This is a genomic window from Pseudomonas sp. CLCA07 (assembly GCF_053615335.1).
The window spans coordinates 3,903,019-3,924,289 of record NZ_CM132131.1 but is presented as its reverse complement, the minus strand read 5'-3'; the positions used below and the strand labels follow the sequence as shown (position 1 = coordinate 3,924,289).

Here is a 21,271-nt window from a genome sequence, read left to right as displayed (position 1 = left end):
AAAAAGGTGCATCCCCATGAGTGGCGAAAAAAACGTCGAGCAGTGGAAAGCGTTTATTGAAAGTTGCCTGGATTTCCGTCCGGCAGACGGCGTGTTCCGGATCGCCCGGGACATTTTCACCGAGCCGCAGTTGTTCGATCTGGAGATGGAGCTCATCTTCGAGAAGAACTGGATCTACGCGTGCCACGAGAGTGAGCTGGCCAACAATCACGACTTCGTCACTCTGCGTGCCGGCCGTCAGCCGATGATCATCACCCGCGACGGTGAGGGAAAACTCAACGCCTTGATCAACGCCTGCCAGCATCGTGGCACGACGTTGACCCGCGTCGGCAAGGGCAACCAGTCAACCTTCACCTGCCCGTTCCATGCCTGGTGCTACAAAAGCGACGGACGCCTGGTCAAGGTCAAGGCACCGGGCGAGTACCCGGAAGGCTTCGACAAAGCCACTCGCGGCCTGAAAAAAGCTCGCGTTGAGAGCTACAAGGGTTTCGTGTTCATCAGCCTGGATGTTCATGCCGATAACAGCCTCGAAGACTTCCTCGGCGACGCCAAGGTGTTCTTCGACATGATGGTCGCCCAGTCGCCCACCGGTGAGTTGGAAGTGCTGCCCGGCAAGTCGGCTTATACCTACGATGGCAACTGGAAACTGCAAAACGAAAATGGCCTCGACGGCTACCACGTCAGTACCGTCCACTATAACTACGTGGCCACGGTGCAACACCGCCAGCAGGTCAACAGCGAGAACGGCACCACCTCCAGCGACACCCTCGACTACAGCAAGCTAGGTGCCGGTGATGCCAATACGGATGACGGCTGGTTCGCGTTCAACAACGGCCACAGCCTGCTGTTCAGTGACATGCCCAACCCGACAGTACGCTCCGGGTACGCCACGATCATGCCGCGACTGGTCGAAGCACACGGCCAGGAAAAGGCCGAATGGATGATGCATCGCTTGCGCAACCTGAACATCTATCCAAGCCTGTTTTTCCTCGATCAGATCAGCTCGCAACTGCGCATAATCCGCCCGATGGCGTGGAACAAGACCGAGATCATCAGCCAGTGCATCGGCGTCAAGGGCGAGTCCGATGCCGACCGCGAAAACCGCATTCGTCAATTCGAAGATTTCTTCAACGTCTCGGGCCTGGGCACGCCGGATGACCTGGTGGAGTTCCGTGAAGCTCAGCGCGGTTTCCAGGCGCGCCTGGAACGCTGGAGCGATATTTCCCGTGGCAGTCACCAATGGGCCACCGGTGCCACCCCCAACAGCGAATCGATCGGCATTGCCCCAGCCATGACCGGCACCGAATTCACCCACGAAGGGCTTTACGTCAACCAGCACCGCAACTGGCAGAAATTCCTGCTCGATGGCCTGGACGCGAAATCCCTGAAACTCCGTGAGGTGCAATGATGAATACGCTATTGCAGTACCAAATCGAACAATTCTTCTATCGCAAGTCCGAACTGTGCGATGCCCAGGACTGGGATGCGTACATCAAGCTGTTCGACGAACACAGCGAATTCCACTTGCCACAATGGGACTCGGAACACGTCTACACCCGCGACCCCAAACGCGAAATGTCGTTGATCTACTATCCCAACCGTTCCGGTCTGGAAGATCGCGTGTTCCGCCTGCGTACGGGCAAGTCCGCCTCCTCGACGCCGATGCCGCGTACCCTGCACCTGATCAACAACGTACGGATCAGCGAGCTGGAAAACGGCGAGCTGGAGGTGCGTCTGAACTGGCACACCTTGTTCTATCGCCTGGCCACGACCGAGCAGTTCTTTGGCCGCGCGACCTACCGCCTCAAGCCCCACGCCGATGGCTGGCTGATCGCCCGCAAGCATGTACTACTGCTCAACGACACCATCAACTCGGTACTCGATTTCTACCACCTCTGAATCCATGGAGACCGGGGCATGAACCATAAAGTCGCGTTCAGCTTTGCCGACGGAAAAACACTGTTCTTTCCCGTACAAGCCAACGAAATACTTCTCGACGCCGCCCTGCGCAATGGCATCAACATTCCTCTGGATTGCCGCGAAGGTGTCTGCGGAACCTGCCAGGGTCGCTGCGAATCGGGCGAATACAGCCAGGACTATGTGGATGAGGAGGCCCTCTCCAGCCTGGACCTGGAGCAACGAAAAATGCTCACCTGCCAGACGCGAGTGAAGTCCGACGCAGCGTTCTATTTCGACTTCGCCTCCAGCCTGTGCAACGCCGCAGGCCCTGACCAGTTCAACGCAACGGTCACTGACGTCAAACAGGTGTCGGCCAGTACGGCGATCCTGCATCTAGACTTGGGGACAACAGGACAGCCACTGGATTTCCTGCCGGGGCAATACGCCCGCTTGCGGATTCCGGGCACCGAGAGTCTGCGTTCGTACTCGTTTGCCAACCGGCCGAGCAACCACAATCTGGTGCAGTTCCTGATTCGCCTGCTGCCCGACGGGGTGATGAGCAACTACATCCGCGAACGCTGCCAGGTGGGTGACGAAATCGCCCTGGAGGCCCCCATGGGTGCCTTCTATCTTCGCCACGTCACCCAGCCGCTGATCCTGGTGGCGGGTGGCACCGGGCTCTCTTCGCTACTGGGTATGCTCGACGAATTGGCCGAGCGCAACTGCGCCCAACCGGTGCACTTGTACTACGGTGTGCGGGACGCTGCCGATCTGTGCGAACGGGCACGCATTGATGCCTACGCAGAACGTATTCCAGGCTTTCGCTACACCGAAGTGGTGAGTGATCCGTCGCCGCACTGGACCGGCAAGCGTGGCTACATTGCCGAGCACTTCGATGCCGATGAACTGCGCGATGGGGACGTTGATATGTACGTCTGCGGGCCACCGCCGATGGTCGAGTCGATCAAGACCTGGCTGCAGGCCCAAACCCTGGACAGCGTGCACCTGTACTACGAGAAATTTACCGAGAGCAATACCTGACAACTCCCCCGGAAGTGAACGCTTGGCAATCTCGCTGACGTTCACTTCGGGTTAGCCACAGGTCAGGCGCGTTACTGCGCATTCAACGGCCGCAAAATTGCCCTCACCGGACTAGCGTCCAGATGGGCAAAACGCAGCGGCAGCGCAATCAGTTCATAGTCACCTTCCGGTACCTCATCCAGCACGATGCCTTCGAGAATGGCCATGCCATGGCGAGCCACCGCATTGTGCGAGTCCATTGTCTTGGATTGCTGCGGATCGAGCGACGGCGTATCGATACCGACCAAGCGCACGCCGAGGCTGGCCAACAGGTCGACGGTTTCTTTGGCGACCGCAGTGAAATGCGGATCCCAGGTTGTCAGCGGCGCCAGTCGATAGGTGCGCAACAGTACACGCTCAGGCACGTTGTCCAAACGCCCCTCCAGTTGCCCAGGTTGAACCAATTGACCGCTGTCCAGGCAATGCAACACGCGGCAGGGCCCGATGTAGACCTCCAGTGGCACATCGCCGATGGCCGCACCGTCAGCGCTGTAATGCAGCGGTGCATCGACATGGGCGCCTGTGTGCGGCGACAAGGTGATACGCCCGACATTCACCGGGCACTCAGGCCCGAAGCTCCAGACGCGCTCTTCCTGAAAAGGCGTATCGCCCGGCCAGGTGGGGGTTACGGTACTCAGGGGCGGACTGATGTCCCACAACATAGGTGCTTTGTTCATGACAATGCTCTCGGAATTTCCCGAACTGAATGATACGAGCGATACCGGCGAATATTCGTGCAAAAAACCCGCAACGCCGGGGCGTTTTTCGCACGAACTGCCGTGAACCGGGGGTTTGCCGAGAGGAAATTTCAATGAGTGCACAGATAGTCCAAAGGCCGGTTGTTCGAAGGACCACACCTTGACCACTGCGTTTCTGGATAGCTCAGTGTCGAGTTCAGACAACTGACCGGTGCACGGGCGCTATAGGGTGCCACTTCAGTTCTTGAACCCGCTGCCCGGAGTCCACATGACCGCACCGATTACCGTCCTTCGCGATACTCATCCACTGCCGGTGCTTGACGCCTGCAAATGGGAAAAACTCGAAGGTGACCCGCACACCGTCAACCTCAACGCCTACACCAGCGAAGACGGCAGCAAGATCATGGGCACCTGGATCTGCACGCCAGGCAAGTGGTATGTCGAATACGTGAAATGGGAATACTGCGACTTCCGCGAGGGCTACTGCATCATTACCCCGGAAGGAAAGGAGCCGATCCATCTACGTGCCGGCGACATTTTCGTCATCGAGCCGGGGATGAAAGGCACATGGGAAGTGGTTGAAACCGTGCGCAAGTATTTCGTGTTTGCCTGATGCAAAAAACCGGGAGATCACCCGACGTGATCTCCCGGTAAATGTATTGACCTGTAGGAGCTGGCTTGTCGGGTCGACGCATCGCAACGAAGGCAGTATGACAGCCACCATTGCTTTCGCCGGCAAGCCGCCTCCTACAACGGTTTGCGATAGCTATTGATGATCGCTGAGAAGTCTTTGCCCCCTTCCCCACGCTGGCTCATCGCCTGATACAACTGCTGGGCCACCGCGCCGAGCACCACCGGTTGGTGCGCCTGACGGGCCGCTTCCGTGGCCAGCCCCAGATCCTTGAGCATCAGTTCGGCACCAAATCCGCCGGTATAACCGCGCGAGGCCGGCGCCGTTTCGACGATGCCCGGCCATGGGTTGTACATCTCCGAACTCCAGCAACGTCCAGTAGAACTATTGATGATCCCGGCCAGCACGGTCGTGTCGATCCCAAGGGCATCTCCCAGCGCCATGGCTTCGCTGACGCCAACCATGGAAATCGCCAACAGCAGGTTGTTGCAGATTTTGGCGATTTGCCCGGTGCCGACTTCACCGCAATGGACGATGTTGCGGCCCATTTGCGCCAGCACCGGTTGCAGGATAGCGAACAGCTCAGGGGTGGCGCCGACCATAAAGGTCAGCGTCCCGGCAGCTGCACCGCCGGTGCCACCGGAAACCGGCGCATCGGCCATGGCCACGCCCTGTTTGGCAGCGGCGGCAGCCACATCGCGTGCGGTCTGTGGATCAATAGTGCTGCAATCCACGGCCGGTACACCTTGACCGATACCGGCGAGAACGCCGTCTTCACCCAGCCACACGCTGCGCACATGCACAGCGGCCGGGAGCATGGTGATCACCAGTTCCGCGCCTTGCGCCGCTTCACGGGCCGAAGCGCTGATGCTGCCGCCCAGTTGCTCAAGCTCCGCCAGCACGGTTTTGTTCAAGTCGACCAGACGCAGTGCATGGCCGGCCTTGATCAGGTTGCGCGCCATCGGGGCGCCCATGTTGCCGAGACCGATAAATGCGATTTTCATGTCCGGCTCCTTAACGCAAGTTGATGGTGGTGTTCACACCGTCGTTGACGCTGTCGTCATCGAACCAGCGACTGGTGACGGTCTTGGTCTGAGTGTAGAACTGCACCACTTGCTTGCCATACGGGCCAAGGTCGCCGAGCTTGGAACCGCGCGAACCGGTGAAGCTGAAGAACGGGACCGGCACTGGAATCGGGATGTTGATGCCGACCTGGCCGACGTCGATTTCGTTCTGGAATTTACGCGCCGCCGCACCGCTTTGGGTGAACAGGCCCGTGCCGTTGCCGAACGGGTTGGCGTTGACCAGCGCAATCGCCTCGTCGAGCGTATTCACTTCCAGCACCACCAGCACCGGGCCGAAGATTTCCTGGGTGTAGATCTGCATGTCGGTGGTCACGCCGGAGAACAAGGTCGGGCCGACAAAGTTGCCCTTCTCGTAACCCGGAACCGTGATCTCGCGACCGTCCAGCTCCAGTTTCGCGCCTTCCTTGATGCCGCATTCGATCAAGTCGAGAATCCGCGCCTTGGCTTTTTTCGAGATCACCGGGCCGACGTCAGTGCCCGGCTCGCTGCCGGCATTCACTGTCAGTTTCTGCGCCAGCGCTTTCAGGTCCGGCAACCATTGTTTGGCCGCGCCCACCAACACCACCACGGACGTAGCCATGCAGCGTTGACCCGCCGCACCAAAACCGGCGCCGACCAGGGCATTCAGTGCTTGTTCGCGATTGGCATCCGGCAGCACCACAGCGTGGTTCTTCGCGCCCATCATCGATTGAACGCGCTTGCCGTGCTTGCCGGCCAGGTCGTAGACGTGAGTACCGACTGCGGTCGAACCGACGAAGGAAACAGCCTTGATGTCTTTGTGCGTGCAGAGTGCGTCGACCACATCCTTGCCGCCATGCACGACGTTCAGTACGCCCGCTGGAACACCGGCCTCAATGGCCAGTTCCACCAGGAGCATGGTCGACATCGGGTCCTGTTCGGACGGCTTGAGCACGAAGGTGTTGCCGCAGGCGATGGCCATCGGGAACATCCACAGCGGAATCATCGCCGGGAAGTTGAACGGGGTGATGCCGGCGCACACGCCGATTGGCTGGCGCAGGGTGTAGGTGTCGACACCGCCGGCCACGTTCTCGGCAAACTCACCCATTTGCAAGCTGCCGATTGAACACGCGTGTTCGACCACTTCCAGACCACGGAAAATGTCGCCTTCAGCGTCGGCGATGGTTTTGCCTTGCTCTGCGCTCAGGACCACGGCGATGCGTTTGGAGTGTTCACGAATCAGCGCCTGGAGCTTGAGCATGATGCGCATCCGCGCGCCGATCGGCGTCAGCTTCCAGGTCTGGAAGGCGCGATGGGCAGCGCTGATCGCGGCGTCGACTTCTTCGGTGGTGGCAAACGGCACTTTGGCCAGCACTTGCTGGGTCGCCGGGTTGACGATGTCGTGCCACTCGGTGGTTTTGGATTCGACCCACTGGCCGTCGATCAACAGCTTTACCGTTTGGACAGTGGTTTCGTTAGGCGTGAGCGATGCGTTCATGTGGGTCTCCAGATGCTTGTTTTTATCTTGGGAGCCAAGGCGAGAAAGTCACCTTGTGATGAGGCGTGTGCCGCGAATTGGTTGTCGAGCTGTTTTTGGAGTATAGATGTGCAAACTTCTAATAAGAACGCACATAAAAGCCGGTCCATCATGCAAAAAAACATCACGTCTTTAGGCTCGTTGAACTGGGATGACCTCAAGTTTTTCCTCGAAGTCGCCCGCACCCGCAAGGCCAGCACTGCGGCCAAGCGCCTGGCAGTGGACTACACCACCGTGTCGCGGCGTATCAGTTCGCTGGAAGCAGCATTGGGGACATTGTTGTTCGAGAAATCCCGGACCAGCGGTTTTGTCCTGACCGCTGAAGGTCAACGACTTCTGGGTTACGCCGAGTCCATTGAAAGCACCCTGCACATGGCATGCGAACAAGTTTCAGGGTCTGGAGTGGCGTTGTCCGGTCACGTGCGCATGGGTTGCACTGAAGGGTTCGGCAGCTTTTTCATCACCCCGCAACTGAGTCATTTCGTCGACGCCTACCCGGCCATCTCCGTCGACATCCTGCCGCTGCCGCACTTCATCAGCTTGTCCAAGCGCGAAGCCGACATCGTCATCGCCCTGGAGCGTCCGGAACACGGGCCGTACGTCTGCTGCAAACTCTGTGACTACCGATTACAGCTGTACGCAACCCAGGACTATCTGGACAAACACCCACCGATCCGCCGCCCGGCAGACTTGGGCAAGCATTCATTCATCAGTTATGTCGACGATCTGGCATTCAGCTCCGAGCTGTTGTACCTGGCGAACGTGCTGCCCGGCGCCAGCGCCAATTTGCGCAGCACCAGCGTGATCGCGCAATTCGTGGCGGCACAGCAGGGGCGGTCGCTGGCGATTCTGCCGTGCTTCCTGGCGGCCCAGGACCTACGGCTGCTGCCAGTGTTGCCGCAAGAGATCAACATCACCCGGCAATTCTGGATGTATTGCCGGGAGGACCTGAGGAAGCTCAAGCGGATCACCCTGTTGTGGGATTACATCCGCTCGGTCACTGAACAGAATCACGGCCTGTTGATGGGTGAAAGCCGGGAGATGTTGTTCGCCGACTGAAGATTTCAAGGAATCAGGTAGCGGAATCGTAATGAGGTCAGCAGGTCTTTACCAATAGTTTGTACCAGTGCTTGATACCCAACTTGAAACACCTCGACGCATACTTTCAGACCCACACCGTCACTGACTGGGCAAATGCTAGCCCCCCCCAGCGTGATGCTGAGAGCTGGAGTTTTGTATGACGACGGGTGTGGACAAATGGACATTGTTCCGGCGAGCCGGTAGCGCCCATTGTCAATTTCAACAGCCCATCAGGTGCCGCCTTGAAACCTCTATACAAGTACCTTCCTTCCAAGTATCTGGACGCATTTGTCGACAGAGGCGAAGTGCTCTTTCGCTCGCTTTCGTATTACAGCAACTACGAGGAAATGCAGGTTCGCGGTGATCGAAACGAAGGCAAGCGGGTTTTCAATCCGGTGGATGGCCTCGAACTGACGAACACGACAACTGGAAAAACATCGCAATTACACGGGACGTTCGAATCAACCGTCCGTGATCGTGAAATCTTCGTCTTCTGCATGAGCAAAGTGTTCTCTCCCGAACTGGCAAGGGAGTTCAAATCTGATGTCTGCGTAGAGATTACGGAACCTGCATACCTGATTGCTCAAATCCGGTCGGCACTACGGCTTCGCAAATGGGTGAAACAAGGTCGTTTGTTGCATGACTCGGTTGACTACTACTCGCCGGAAACAGAGCCGCTGGCTGAGTGGGCGGTTCCTGAACGTATGGTTATGCGGAAGACCACTGATTACACCGATCAAGCGGAGTATCGACTTGCCTTCGCTCGCGGGAATGCGCTTCAGGTAGAGAACGTAGTGACTCAGATTAAGACAGACCAAGACATCACACAGCCTATGCTGGACGGACACCCCCAGCACACTCTTAAGCTGGGCAACCTGAAGAAGCTGTGCAAGGTGCATCGCATCGAGTAGTACCCGGTACAATCTGCAAACTCATTCACAAGGAATTCAACATGAAGGCATGGATTGGAGCGCTTGCACTGTTGGGCTTGGCGGGATGTGCCAACCACCCGATGGATTGTTCGATGGGCATAGCATGGGACGACTGCCTTCCCGGCACCAATGGCTATTCGAACAGACAAGAGAGCCTGAACAACCTTGCCGCTGCGAAAGAACTGCAAGCTGCCAAGGACGATGCACAGTGTCAGTCATACGGGGCAACGCCCGGTTCTGACGCTTACGTGAACTGCCGTGTTCAGCTCGACAAGACCGCGACAGACTTGCAAGCACAGGCCGAAAAGGAAAAGCGTCAGCGCATAGTGAAGATGCTGAATTCGCAGAGTCAGCAATACCAGCAACCGGCACCACAACCCTACGTGATGCCCAAGCAAACACACTGCACTTCGATGGCTTACGGCCAGACAGTGAGCACCGATTGCTATTAACGCACTCAGGATAATCAGAATGAAGACAGGGATGGCGGCAGCAATTGCATTGGTTGGAATACTGGTGAGTGGCGCAGCCTTGGCAGATGGGAACAAGCTTTTAGAGGTGTGTCAGCAGGCTGTTCGGGCAATGGATAAAGTTCCAACCCCCTCCATTGACTTGCTGGGTGTTGGACGGTGTATCGGGATGGTAGAGGGCGTCAGAAACACGATGGTGATTTTCAAAAGCGCGCTACCTGACAATCTGAAGGTGTGCTTTCCGAAACAAGGCATCAACAATGGGCAAGCAACACGGATTCTCGAAAAGTTTTTGCACGACAATCCGGCAATGTTAGATCAGGACGAGACATTCCTGACAATTATGGCGTTCAAGCAAGCATACCCCTGCGAGTGACCTTTTTCTGTACGAGTTTCCAGCCCCGCCCCGTGGAAAATGGTCTCATCTTTTACGAGTTTGGTTTTTCGGCCTGAAATATAAGCTGGGGCGAGTGACATTTGGAAAGCAGGTTTTGTACATGAGGTGCTTAACGATGTGCGATCGTCCAAAAGGGATTCGTTTGTAATTCTGAAATAAGTTGTGGCCCCTGAGAGCCCGTGAAAAAGCCCTTAGGATGCTCAATGCAATCCGTGAAGACATCGGAATTGGAAAAAACCCAATAACCTACAACGGCGATCTTTGACCTTTCTGCCGAAGCAACTCCCTCCATCACAGCCACCAAGTAGAACGCAGACTGGGTCCTCAAGGCCTCGCCCATCATCAGGTCTTATCTTACAGACTCGCTATTCCATTTCCGGTAGTCTCCCGCAAGCCAGCATAAGACTGGTGCATGCCCATGGATGAAAGACGCAAGGACGATTAATGATTTCTTCTGCTCGATTGGGTGACAAACACGTCTGCCCATTACCCGGTCACGGCACAACCCCAATTGCTTCTGCCAGTGCTGACGTTAACATCAACTTTATGGGCTCCGCTCGTGTAGGCGATACCTGTGGATGTGGTGCTGTCATTACTACGGGCTTTCCTTCTATTCAGGTGAATGGCCGTCCTATGGCCCACTTAGGAAGCCCAACCAGTCACGGCGGGACAATCATCACTGGGTCTAGTGATGTCGGTGGTGGCTTTGTTATGGGGGACGCTAGCGGTGCAACTATCATCAACTTTATGGCGCTCGGAGCTTTCCGGCCCGATGGCTCTATTGACGATGAAAAGATGGCGACTTTGTTGGCCGACCCGAAACTCAAAGAGAAAGCCACAGCGGCGAATGCTTTAGTTGATCCCCAAGCAGCCACAAAGCAGCCGGTTGCGAAACCTGAGCCACAAGCGGAACCGGCCGTTTGCACTGACCCTGACATGATGGAGGAGCTGGCGAGTTACATCGCGGACGAGATGAATCGCAATATCCACGATTCCTCGGTCTTGAAGATGAAAGAGCTGCTCAGCTATGACGTTGCGGCAGCGACCCGCAAGCAAATGGAGCTGCCGTGGTATGCCCAGATCAGTACGACAAGCCCTCAAGTTATTGGGGCGGCAAATGGCGCGGCTGCGATGGCCATATGGACTGAACGAGTGGGTCAAGACCGCCCCTGGGACCATAAGCCGAAAATCCATAAGAAATTCGGTGGGTACTACCACAAGCAAGGTAAGTACGATTATTTCTATGATATTTGGTCGAACATCCACTATGGATACGTCGGACGAGCTGGTGGTCTTTCGGAAAGCGTGCTGTCCGACGGTGCGGGTGTTGAGCAGTTTGCATCCGACTCCATCAGAAAGGCATTTGATTGGGAGAAACGGCGGGGGCCTCATGCGACCGAAGGTGTCGATGGGCTGAAGGCTTACGACGACGCCCCGGACCGAGTATCGATTAGCATCGGAATAAAATTATTCGCCGAGCATCCTAACGGAGGCGTCACTGCCCAAATGATCATGGAGAAGGTTCTTGCAGTTAATCCGGAGGATTGGGGGAATGGCGTTAATGTCCACGCTTGTAAGCAAGCTGAGTAAGGGGAAAGTGGCAGCTCTTCTCCTGTTCGCAACACTTTTGTTTTGGTATGTGACGTTGCCCAGAGTAGTCGTCAATTACCCCAAGGATGGAAAGGAGGAGCTGCGCTATATCTGGAACACCCAACACCGTATCGACAAAGGGGGCATGCTCCCCGGCCAAGGGACCGCAGATATCGGCCACATCTTCCCTGATAAGGAATTCTTCATGATGTTCGATTGGTGGAGCGACAAGGGCCTTCGGAGGTGTATCGACATAACACCAAAATGGGGGAGAACTATAGAAATCAACCTTGACGAAACAGGTAGGATCGACACTGCAAGAACCGCCCCTGACGTTATTGCCCGCTTGAAACAATGTGAGGGCGAACGTGACCCTTTCCGGCCCTAAGATGCCCTACTCATAGCTGTTAGCCTCAGTAATCAATGGGTTAGCCTAAATTCCTTGAAACTCTGGATGTACTGCCGGGAAGACCTGCGCAAGCTCAAGCGGATCACCCTGTTGTGGGATTACATCCGCTCGGTCACTGAACAGAATCACGGCCTGTTGATGGGTGAAAGCCGGGAGATGTTGTTCGCCGACTAGTCGGCGCGCAATCAAAGGCTCGATGCAATCCCGTCTTCCAGCTCCAGCATCAATCCGCTCAAGCGCTTGACCTTGCGCCGCACCGCCTCCTCGAAGACACCCGCACGCGGCTCGATCAAGGTGAACCAGTGCTTGGCCCGGGTGATCCCGGTGTAGATCAGTTCCTTGGTGAGCACAGGGTTCAGGGCATCCGGCAGAATCAGCGCCGTATGGGCAAATTCCGAGCCCTGGGATTTGTGCACGGTCATGGCGTAGACGGTTTCGACATCGTTGAGCCGGCTAGGCAGAACAAAACGAACGCCGCCCTGGCCGTCATTGCGTGGGAACGCCACGCGCAACACCTGCTTGCCTGCTTCGGGTCCCTCACGCTCCGGCAGTTTGAGGGCGATGCCAATGTCACCGTTCATCAACCCCAGGCCATAATCGTTACGGGTCATCAATACAGGTCGCCCTTCGTACCACTGCTGATCGCTGTCGATCAACCGGGCCCTGAGCAATGCGGCGGTCACTCGCTGATTCAACCCTTCCACGCCCCACGGCCCTTTACGGACGGCACACAGCAACTGGAAAGCGTCAAAGGCTTGCAGCACTTCTCGCGCCCACCCGCTCCAGCGTGGATCGTCGAGTGAACTGTCGAGCGGCGGCCGTTGATTGCGTAAAAGACTCAAATAGTGGCGATAGCCTTGTGGTCCTTCGCCATGGCCTTCGAGCAACAAGCGCTCCAGCGCCCGGTCTTGCTCACCCTTGAGCGACAGGGAAAACACGTCGTCGTGGCTTCGAGCCGACAACAACTTGCGGGCTTGTTCGGGTTGTTGCTGATTGACCCACCGAGCCAGTTGACCAATGCCACTGCCCTCGCCGAACCGGCGCGAATGACGCAGCATCACCACTTGCTGGGCCAGTGGATGAGCGCCTTGGGTGTCAGCCTGCAAACCACTGGCTTCCAGGCTTTCACCACTGACCGCTTCCAGCCACTGGCGAGTCTGCGGGCTGTACCAACCTGCCTCGGCATCCCGGCACAGGTCGCCCAGCACAGCGCCGGCCTCCACCGATGCCAGCTGATCCTTGTCCCCCAACAACACCAACCGCGCGTGGGCCGGCATCGCATCGAGCAGGTTGGCCATCATTTCAAGGTCGATCATTGACGCTTCGTCGACGACCAGCACATCCAGCGGCAAGCGATTACCGGCGTGATGGCGAAAGTGTCGCGTGCCGGGGCGACTGCCCAGCAAACGGTGCACAGTGGTGACGTCGGACGGGATCTGGCTGCGAACCGATTCGGCGACTGCCAGGGTCCGGACCTGTTGGCTGATCGACTCCGTGAGCCGGGCCGCCGCTTTGCCTGTGGGTGCGGCAAGCCGGATGCGCAACGGTTTGCCGGCCTCCACTGCGGGAGCCTGAAGCAATGCCAGCAAGCGCACGACGGTGGTGGTCTTGCCGGTGCCAGGGCCGCCGGTCACGATGCTGAACGCACTGCGGGTCGCCAAGGCACAGGCGAGTTTCTGCCAGTCGATCACTTCACCGGTTTTGGCGGAACCGAACAGACCGGTCAGGCGTTGGGGTAAATCATCCGGTGTCGTTTCGTGTTCAGCCAAGCGCAGGCGCAGGGCATCGTCGATGCGTCTTTCGTAAGCCCAGTAGCGACGCAGGTATAGGCGCTTACCGGATAAAACCAAGGGCCGCGATTGCACAGATTCACGACCGTCTGCGGCCAGGGCCACCAAATTGCTGGAGGCCAGAACCTTGCACCAATGGGCTCCGTCCAGCGCTTCAAGCAATTGCGACGGCAATACCATCGCACCACTGTGCAAATCACCTTCAGGGGGTAGCGACAGGGCGAAATCCGGTTCTTTCAGCGTCTCGAACAAGTCCAGACACACATGGCCGTGGCCCAGTTGATGACTGGTCAGCGCGGCCGCGAGCAGCACCAACGGATCATCGTCGGGAGCGAGTTCGTGGAGGAAGGCGACGAAGGCCTTGTCCAGCGCTCGCAACCAGCCTCGCTCAACCCAGCGCGTCAGTAACAGCAGCAGGTCATCGGCACGACTCAATGGCGTCAGATCCGCCAGGCTTTCGGCCGCCAAGGGTGTGGGCAGCAAATCGGCGAAGGTGCGACTCATAGCAGTACTCCCTGTTCCCACGCGGGTTCGGCCTTGGGTTCTGGCTTGCCCTGGAACATTCGGTCCAGTCGCTCGATCAGTTCTTTGGGTGGACGGACGAAATACACGCCTTGGGTGGCAGCACGCGTACCCCGCAAGAACAGGTAGAGCGCACCGCCGACGTGCCGGTCGTAATCGTAGTCGACAAGCCGCGCCTTGAGCTGTCGATGCAAGGCCAACAGGTACAGCACGTATTGCAGGTCATAGCGGTTATCGAGAATCGATTGCTCCATAGCCTGTTCGGTGTAGGCCGCGTCATCAACGCCTAGCCAGTTGGATTTGTAGTCGGCGACGTAATAGCGGCCATCGTGCTCGAAGGTGAGGTCGATAAAGCCTTTGAACATGCCGTTGAGCAAGACCGGTTCGGCCGCCACTCGGGCAACGCCGTTGTGGGTGTGTTGGCACACCAGTTCATCCAGTTTGAGTACGTCGACTTTATGGCTGGCGAACCAGAACTCCATCTCGACGCGGTACTGAGTCAGTTGCTCGAAAATCACTGGTGCCGGCCCGCCGCCGAGGCGTAGCGGGGACTTGAGCAAATGCTGCAGCCAATCGCTCAGCGTAGTGATCCAGCCTTCCCAGCCACGGCGGTTGCAGCGCCGGGCAATCGCGTCTTCGATCGCTTGCGCGGTGGCGGAAAAACCTTCGTCGCCGGCCCATTCCAGCAAACCATGGAGAAAGGTGCCGGGGTTAGGGCCTCTGGGGAATCGATGGATATCACCGCCACCGGCCATCACTTCTCGTGGAGCGTGCGGATCGAGGCGTTCGTCGTCGAAGAGCTTTTGCGCTTGCGGACTCTCAGGGGCTTCGTCACTGCCCACGCTCAAACGGTCGCCAATGCGCAAGGCGCTGTACGAGGCGATCCACCAGTTTTCACTGGCCTTGCGTTTGGGGACGCGCAGCGCGAGCAAGGTCGCCTGGTTTTGCGGCGGCTGGTAATGCTCGGCGGTGGCTTGCGGCAATTCAACGTAAGTCAGCGCCGGGCAGTCCTGCTGCAAGTCTTCCAGCCAGCGTTTCAAGCCTGCCGACTCGGCCAATGGCAAACCACCCCCCAACAGGTAACCCAACGCCGACAGGTGCAGCACCGAACTGTTGTTATTGCCGCGTTTGAGATCCGTCACGCCGAGCCAGCACGCATGTTGTGCGCGAGTCAGGGCGACATACAGCAGGCGCAGATCCTCGGCCAGACGCTCATCGTCGGCCAAGGCAATCAACTCGTCCGTCGGCTTCAGGCTCACCTGAGCCTTGCCGTTTTCGTCGTGGTAATGCAGCGGTAAACGACTGCCATCCACCGGTTTCGCCGAACAGATAAAAGGCAGAAACACCAAGGGGTATTCAAGGCCCTTGGACTTGTGGATGGTCACGACCTTGACCAGTTGTTCGTCGCTTTCCAGACGCAGGATCTGCTCTTCACCAGCCTGGCCGGACAACGCCAGATGCTCGGACAAATGACGAATCAGCGCCTGTTCGCCGTCGAGCTCGGCCGCAGCCTGCTGCAGTAATTCGGACAGGTGCAGCAGGTTGGTCAGTACGCGCTCCCCGTCGCTGCGTGCAATCAATGCTTGCGGTAGCTGGAAGTCATGCAGCAAACGTCGCAGCATCGGCAGCACGCCTTGCTTGCGCCAAAGCTCGCGATATCCACGGAATTGCATGACCCGTGCTTCCCAGGCGAGCTCGTCCTGATTCAATCGTTCCAGTTCAGCCAGCGACAAATTCAGCGTGATGCAGGCTAACGCGGCTCGCAGTGGCCGCTCGACATCGGGCTCGGCACAGGCCTTGAGCCAGGTCAGCACGTCGTGAGCTTCTTGTGCGGCGAACACCGAGTCCTTGTCCGACAGATAGACGCTGCGCACACCTCGAGCCGAGAGTTCGCCACGCACCGCTTGAGCTTCTTTACCATCGCGTACAAGGATCGCGATATCGGCCGGGAGCAGGCCCCTGAAGTCCTTGCCATTCTCGACGAAACCCGCCCGCCCTTGTTGTCCACCATTGAGCAATGCAGTGATTTCACTGGCGCAGGCGGCAGCCAATTGTTGCCGGTACACCGCGCCGGACAGTGGTTGTTCTGCGGACAAATGCCAGATGTTCAGGGACGGGACCACCTGACCCTCTACGTGCAGAACCTCTTTGCGCCCCTGGGACTCGACAGGCAAAAACGGAACGGGGTTGTCGCCATTTTTTTCCCGAAACAGAAACGCTCCGCGCCCCAGGTCACGAGACTCGGCGCGTTCGAATACGTGATTCACCGCACCGACCATTCCATGGCTGGAGCGGAAGTTGGTGCCCAGCGTATGCAGTCGACCGGTGGTGGCCTGACGGGCGCGCAGGTAGGTGTAAATGTCGGCGCCACGGAACGCATAGATCGCCTGTTTCGGGTCACCAATCAGGAACAGGCCGCACTCTGGGTTGTTGTCTTCGATGCGATAGATGCTTTCGAAGATCCGGTATTGCACCGGGTCGGTGTCTTGGAATTCGTCGATCAACGCGACCGGGAACTGCTCCCGAATCAAGGTGGCCAGGCGCTCGCCTCCTTCGGATTGCAAAGCAGCATCCAGGCGCAGAAGCATATCGTCGAAGCCCATCTCCGCGCGGCGGCGCTTTTCTTCCTCGAACCGTGTTCCAACCCAATGTGCGGCATGTTGCAGAACGGCGGCATCGGGGGTCGGCAGTCCGTCGAGGCTGGCCTTGAGGCCGGGCATTGCGTCCAATCCTGGATGACGGGGCGCTTCGCCCTTCCAGGCTTCGGCCATGCCATCAGGCGTCAGACGTGTGAAGCCGGTGCCGATGTCCAGTTGTTCAAGCGCTTCATCTTCGGCCCAGGCTTTGATTTTTTCGAACCAGGGTTCGAAGTAGCGCGCCTGCATTTTTCGACCGTCGACACTCTTGCTCGCAACGCCTTGATGACAGATAACCAGCAACTCGTCCGCCCATTGGCGCCAAGGCATCTTGAGTTCAAGCAACGCGCTTCGTCGTTCCTGCAAACATTCGTTGATCAGCTCGGCCGGGGCTTTTCCTTCAACACTGTCGCGCTCGCTGGCGAACAAACCGCGCACGCGCGGCAGTAGCGCGGCCGGACCGCCCCAATTGTTGCGGACCCAGTTGAGCGCATCGCCTTGCATCGGATAACAGAACAGCCGCCAGTAATCGCGCAGGACTTCGCCCAGCAAATCGCTGTGATCGGTTTCCAGGGTCTGGGTAAACAAGCTGCCGCTGTCGAACGCATGTTCGCGCAGCATGCGCTGGCACCAACTGTGGATGGTCGAGACAGCCGCCTCATCCATCCATTGCGCGGCGATGTCCAGACGGTTTGCGCAGCCTGACCATTGTTCGGGCAGGTACTGATCACGCAGTTCGGCAATGAGGCCATCCGGCGCTGTTGTCTCATCACGGAAGAACCGCGCGGCCTCGGCCAGGCGCGTGCGGATACGTTCACGCAACTCTTTGGTGGCGGCATCGGTGAAGGTTACGACGAGGATTTGCGGCGGTAACAGCTCACGCCCGAAACCACTCACTTCACTGCCGTGCCCCAGGACAAGGCGTAGATAAAGCGCGGAAATGGTGAAGGTCTTGCCGGTCCCGGCGCTGGCTTCGATCAGTTGGCTGCCGCGCAGTGGGAAGGCCAGCGCCAGAGGTGTTTTTTTGGTCATGAACGAGCCTCCTCGCTGGTCAGTGAACGCCAGGGGGCTTCAAGCATCGGTTTGTACAACGCGTTGCACCAGTCGGGGAATGTCTCGTCGGCGAGCAGTGCATCGTAGTCAGCAAACTGCCGGGTGAGTGCAGGGCTTTCGCGGCGCTCTCCGTCAGTGGTCTGACCATCGCCCTCATAGGCTTTACGGGCAGCGGCTTCGGCTTTCAGCGGCTCGGTCTGGCCAAGCCAGGCGAAGGCTGTTTTAACTGCAATCGGCAGGGGTTGACGCATGCCCGCCTGCCAGGCTTCCAGGAGATGTCCCAAAATTGTAAGTGCTGCGCCCTTCCCCAACGGCTCCAGCAGCAGGCTGTCGTCGCTGGCTACTAGCGCGGTGGTCATCGGTATGCCGCTGGCGCAGGCAACCAGATGATTGACCCAAGGCCGCGTCAAACGGTGCCATTTTCGGGTTTTGACTGAGCCAATGCTGTTGGGGATGGTAGTGACCGACAGCAAACCACCGTCTGCACGCTGGTGCAGGCCACTGAGCCAACCTTCAAGGCGCAGTCCTTCCAACTCAAGATTCACTGGCAGAGCGCTGGTAAGCGGCGTCGGCCATAACGCCAGGAGCTGTTGATAGCGCTGCAGCAGATCCGGCAACGGCTCGATCAACTCACGCTGAAGGCATTCGCCGAATCCCGCCATGGGCAACAGCCCACTGTTTTGCAGGCGTTTGGCCTGATCGTCAAGTGCCTGATCGGCGTGATCAATGCGCCCCAGAGCCGCTGCAAGCAAGCTGTCGCTGAGGGTATAGCGTTGCAGCGCATCGAGGACAAAGGGTTCTTCATCGGCCAACGGCACTTCAGCCGCTTCAAAAAACACTTTCAGGCGCTGACTGAAAAAATGCCGCACGGGATTGCGCACGAAGTCCTGCAATTGACCGAGGCTCAGCGGCTCCTCCTGTACGTAAGCCTCAAGTACTTCGACGTCAGCCACCTGATCAGTGACACGATGAAGTACCTGCCACTCATTGGCGTAGCTGAACAGCGCGTCACCTTCATGAAAGTAGCGAGCGCTGAAAGGCTGCAATGGATGTTCCTGAGTCATGGCCTTTAACAAGTCCTTGTCTTCATCGCGCAGTCGCCAGCCGCTGGCGAGATGGTCACGCAATTGGCCGATCAGCACTGAGGCCGGGCGCTCACTGTTATCCCGAATGCTACGGCCAACCCAGCTGATGTAGAGCTGATCACGCGCCGACAGTAGTGCTTCCAACAGAAGATAACGGTCATCTTCGCGGCGAGACCGATCACCAGGGCGGTAGTCACTGCCCATGAGATCGAAATCCAGCGGTGGTTGCGCACGTGGATAGTCGCCGTCGTTCATGCCCAGCAGACAGACCCGTTTGAACGGGATCGCCCGCATCGGCATCAAGGTGCAGAAGTTAACGGCACCGGCCAGAAAACGCTGGGACAGGCGGCCCTGATCCAGTCCGGCCAGCCAGGCTTCCCGAACAACGGTCAACGGTAAATCATCATGCAAACCTACGGACTCGCAGGTATCGAGCCAGGTTTCGCGTAACTCTTCGAGCTGGGCCAGCAAGTAGTCGTCATGTTCGTTGCTAGCCTGGAAAAACAGCTGCACCAGTGCTTGCAACCGCACACCCCACTGCTTGGGTGGTGCAGGCTGAGTGAGTTCATTGTGCGCAATCTCCAACGCATCCAGCAGGGCCACCAAAGGTCCGATAAGTGCGGCATCCAGACCGCCAATTTCGTCGTAAGGCTCGATGCCTTCGCACGCATTCGCACAGCCCACGGCATAACCCAGCAGCATTCGGCGCAGGCCAAATCGCCAACTGTTTTGCTCCAGCGCTTCAGGCAATCCCAGACCCGCACGCTGTTCGGCATTCATTCCCCAGCGGATGCCGGCCCCTTCGATCCAGCGGTGCAACGTCGGCAGGTCACGCTCCTCAACGCCAAAGCGGGCACGTAATGCGGGAACGTCCAGCAAGTCGAGAATCTCGCTGACGGGGAAACGGCTATCGGGGAGTTTAAGCAGGTGTTCGACGGCAATCAGCAGGGGATCGCGACCACGCTGGCCTTGATCCGCGAGCGTGAATGGAATGAAACGTGGATCCTGACGTTCAAGCTGACCGAACACGGCGCGAATATGCGGTGCGTAACTGTCGATGTCCGGAACCATCACGATGATGTCCCGAGGCCTTAGGTCCGGATCAGCGCTGAAGCGTTCGAGCAACTGATCATGGAGGATCTCTACTTCACGCTGGGCACTATGGGCGATGTGAAAACGGATCGACTCGTCTTGCTCCAGATCGACAGCTGGCCAGCATTCTCGCGTCTCGCTCAGAGGACGTAATTCGAGAATATCGTCCTGCAGTTGATTGAGCATGCTCTTTGGCTGATTGTCGCTGAACAGGTCGATACGTCCGTCACGAAATGCCGAGCTATAGCTGTTGGGATCGTCATAGCTGTCGAGAAGATTGATGTAGTCCCGTCCCTGTTTGCCCCAGGCAGCCAGCAGCGGATGAGCATGCTGGTGGAGCGTTTGCGGGTCGAGCACAACGGGCATTCCGCTCTTGCGGGCCTGGCGCTTGTATTGATGCCGTAGCAGGTCTTTATCGGCGACGATGTCGGCCCAATGGTAACGACAAGGATTATGTACACACAGCAGAACCTGACTGAAACGAGCCAGTCCGGCGAGTGCTTCGAGGGCCTGAGCGGGCAGCGAAGAAATCCCGAAAACGATCACCCGAGAAGGCAATCCGATAGGCGCGACGTCGAGGCTGTTGATGCGTTCGATAAACCGCTGATGAACACCGGCACGGCTCTGCGCCATGCCTTCCTCACCCACATCCAGCAACAACGCTCGCCATAATTCCGCCTGCCAGCAATTGGCCGGGACCAGTGGCTTGGTTTCGCCTCTGCCGTTGCGTAATTGGTGACGACCTTCTGCCCAGTCTTCGAGCCAGTCGGCGCGGTAGACCTGGTATTGGTCGAACAGGTCGGCCAGTCGCTCAGCCAACTGGTAGCGCTTACGCAAATCAGCGTCATGGGTCAGGAAGCGCTGCAGCGGCTCGAAGTGCGGCTGGTTGATCAGTTGCGGAAGGAGGCGCATCAGACGCCAAGTCAGTGGCGCTTTATCGAGCAACGATTTGACCGGGATTTCATCCCGCCCAAGGACCATGCGATAGAGCTGCCACATGAAGCTACCGGGTAACTGCACGTCGATGGCTGCTGCAATACCGCAGCCGCCCATGTCATCCTCTTCCGGATCTTCAGCCAGTGCCAACTTAAGCCATTGCGCGATGCCATTGCTCTGCACCAGGGCGATTTCGTTTTCCAGGGGAGCCAGCGGATAACGCCGCATTACGCTGATCACCAGGCTGCGCAGTTCATTCAAACTGTTGCTTTGAACCACCATAAAAGCAGCGTTGAGGGACGTGGCGTCCGGCATAAAGGCTTCCTTGGGAAAATACAAACGCTAGGGCCGAACCTTAGCACTGTCGGGAGACTGTGACAGCCGGGAGCTG

The 21,271-nt window shown here is 57.9% G+C and carries 16 protein-coding genes and 1 pseudogene; 11 read left to right on the top strand and 6 right to left on the bottom strand.

Annotated elements, in window-relative coordinates:
- Nucleotides 1-16: 16 nt before the first annotated feature.
- From antA to antC, 3 genes are read left to right on the top strand one after another with little or no spacing between them, the layout of a single operon-like run.
- Nucleotides 17-1,408, top strand: coding sequence for an anthranilate 1,2-dioxygenase large subunit (antA, locus tag ACWGZX_RS18010; RefSeq protein WP_452624841.1), 1,392 nt, complete (start codon nucleotides 17-19; stop codon nucleotides 1,406-1,408).
- Nucleotides 1,408-1,899: an anthranilate 1,2-dioxygenase small subunit gene (antB, locus tag ACWGZX_RS18005; RefSeq protein WP_452624840.1), complete on the top strand. Its 492-nt coding sequence runs from the start codon at nucleotides 1,408-1,410 to the stop codon at nucleotides 1,897-1,899. Before antA ends, antB begins: the two co-directional genes overlap by 1 nt.
- 18 nt (nucleotides 1,900-1,917) lie before the next feature.
- Nucleotides 1,918-2,940, top strand: a complete 1,023-nt coding sequence (gene antC, locus ACWGZX_RS18000; protein ID WP_452624839.1) for an anthranilate 1,2-dioxygenase electron transfer component AntC — start codon at nucleotides 1,918-1,920, stop codon at nucleotides 2,938-2,940.
- Nucleotides 2,941-3,011: 71 nt separating this feature from the next.
- Here the strand turns inward: antC and kynB are convergent, their stop codons facing one another.
- Entirely contained in the window at nucleotides 3,012-3,656 is a 645-nt protein-coding gene (kynB, locus tag ACWGZX_RS17995; protein WP_452624838.1) for an arylformamidase, read from the bottom strand.
- Between the two features lie 289 nt (nucleotides 3,657-3,945).
- On the opposite strand from kynB, the gene ACWGZX_RS17990 reads away from it, so the two are divergent.
- Nucleotides 3,946-4,290 (top strand): cupin domain-containing protein, encoded by a 345-nt coding sequence (locus ACWGZX_RS17990; protein ID WP_007946320.1) that lies wholly within the window; start codon nucleotides 3,946-3,948, stop codon nucleotides 4,288-4,290.
- A 134-nt stretch (nucleotides 4,291-4,424) separates the two neighbouring features.
- Here ACWGZX_RS17990 and mmsB read toward each other — a convergent pair whose 3' ends face one another.
- Complete coding sequence (gene mmsB, locus ACWGZX_RS17985; RefSeq protein WP_452624837.1) at nucleotides 4,425-5,312, bottom strand: 3-hydroxyisobutyrate dehydrogenase; 888 nt, start codon at nucleotides 5,310-5,312, stop codon at nucleotides 4,425-4,427.
- Nucleotides 5,313-5,322: 10 nt separating this feature from the next.
- A complete protein-coding gene (locus ACWGZX_RS17980; RefSeq protein ID WP_452624836.1) occupies nucleotides 5,323-6,849 on the bottom strand; it encodes a CoA-acylating methylmalonate-semialdehyde dehydrogenase in 1,527 nt (508 codons plus the stop codon).
- Between the two features lie 150 nt (nucleotides 6,850-6,999).
- Here ACWGZX_RS17980 and ACWGZX_RS17975 point away from each other — a divergent pair, with 150 nt between their 5' ends.
- The 7 genes and pseudogenes from ACWGZX_RS17975 to ACWGZX_RS17945 form a co-directional block, all read left to right on the top strand.
- A complete protein-coding gene (locus tag ACWGZX_RS17975) occupies nucleotides 7,000-7,947 on the top strand; it encodes a LysR family transcriptional regulator (RefSeq protein WP_452624835.1) in 948 nt (315 codons plus the stop codon).
- Nucleotides 7,948-8,210: 263 nt separating this feature from the next.
- Nucleotides 8,211-8,879, top strand: coding sequence for a hypothetical protein (locus tag ACWGZX_RS17970; protein WP_452624834.1), 669 nt, complete (start codon nucleotides 8,211-8,213; stop codon nucleotides 8,877-8,879).
- A gap of 41 nt (nucleotides 8,880-8,920) precedes the next feature.
- A complete protein-coding gene (locus tag ACWGZX_RS17965; protein WP_452624833.1) occupies nucleotides 8,921-9,352 on the top strand; it encodes a hypothetical protein in 432 nt (143 codons plus the stop codon).
- A gap of 19 nt (nucleotides 9,353-9,371) precedes the next feature.
- Nucleotides 9,372-9,746, top strand: a complete 375-nt coding sequence (locus ACWGZX_RS17960) for a Rap1a/Tai family immunity protein (protein WP_452624832.1) — start codon at nucleotides 9,372-9,374, stop codon at nucleotides 9,744-9,746.
- Nucleotides 9,747-10,211: 465 nt separating this feature from the next.
- Nucleotides 10,212-11,357, top strand: a complete 1,146-nt coding sequence (locus ACWGZX_RS17955) for a polymorphic toxin type 44 domain-containing protein (RefSeq protein ID WP_452624831.1) — start codon at nucleotides 10,212-10,214, stop codon at nucleotides 11,355-11,357.
- On the top strand, nucleotides 11,329-11,745 hold the full coding sequence (locus ACWGZX_RS17950; RefSeq protein WP_452624830.1) for a hypothetical protein: 417 nt from the start codon (nucleotides 11,329-11,331) through the stop codon (nucleotides 11,743-11,745). The genes ACWGZX_RS17955 and ACWGZX_RS17950 overlap by 29 nt, the downstream gene beginning before the upstream one ends.
- A 57-nt stretch (nucleotides 11,746-11,802) precedes the next feature.
- A pseudogene (locus ACWGZX_RS17945) lies at nucleotides 11,803-11,940 on the top strand (LysR family transcriptional regulator); the annotation flags it as partial.
- 11 nt (nucleotides 11,941-11,951) lie between these two features.
- Here ACWGZX_RS17945 and recD read toward each other — a convergent pair.
- From recD to recC, 3 genes are read right to left on the bottom strand one after another with little or no spacing between them, the layout of a single operon-like run.
- Complete coding sequence (gene recD / locus ACWGZX_RS17940) at nucleotides 11,952-14,060, bottom strand: exodeoxyribonuclease V subunit alpha (protein ID WP_452624829.1); 2,109 nt, start codon at nucleotides 14,058-14,060, stop codon at nucleotides 11,952-11,954.
- Nucleotides 14,057-17,746: an exodeoxyribonuclease V subunit beta gene (gene recB / locus ACWGZX_RS17935; protein WP_452624828.1), complete on the bottom strand. Its 3,690-nt coding sequence runs from the start codon at nucleotides 17,744-17,746 to the stop codon at nucleotides 14,057-14,059. The genes recD and recB overlap by 4 nt, the downstream gene beginning before the upstream one ends.
- Nucleotides 17,743-21,195, bottom strand: a complete 3,453-nt coding sequence (gene recC / locus ACWGZX_RS17930; RefSeq protein ID WP_452624827.1) for an exodeoxyribonuclease V subunit gamma — start codon at nucleotides 21,193-21,195, stop codon at nucleotides 17,743-17,745. Before recC ends, recB begins: the two co-directional genes overlap by 4 nt.
- Between the last annotated feature and the right edge of the window lie 76 nt (nucleotides 21,196-21,271).